General features: G+C 52.5%; 3 tRNA genes. All 3 read right to left on the minus strand.

Going from position 1 to position 236, the window contains the following annotated elements:
• Position 1: 1 nt before the first annotated feature.
• A tRNA-Gly gene (locus tag Q1B03_RS22085) sits at positions 2-75 on the minus strand.
• A gap of 8 nt (positions 76-83) precedes the next feature.
• Positions 84-157: transfer RNA gene (locus tag Q1B03_RS22090), tRNA-Cys, on the minus strand.
• A gap of 2 nt (positions 158-159) precedes the next feature.
• A tRNA-Gln gene (locus Q1B03_RS22095) sits at positions 160-234 on the minus strand.
• Positions 235-236 lie beyond the last annotated feature (2 nt).

Consider the following 236-nt stretch of genomic DNA (forward strand, 5'->3'; position numbering starts at 1 on the left):
TTGGAGCGGGTGAAGGGAATCGAACCCTCATCATCAGCTTGGAAGGCTGAGGTTTTACCACTAAACTACACCCGCATGAAAATTGGAGGCGGCAACCGGATTTGAACCGGTGATAAAGGTTTTGCAGACCTCTGCCTTACCACTTGGCTATGCCGCCGTTGGCTGGGCTAGCTGGATTCGAACCAACGCATGTCGCAGTCAAAGTGCGATGCCTTACCGCTTGGCTATAGCCCAAT

Source organism: uncultured Rossellomorea sp., from assembly GCF_947488365.1.
GTDB lineage: Bacteria > Bacillota > Bacilli > Bacillales > Bacillaceae_B > Rossellomorea.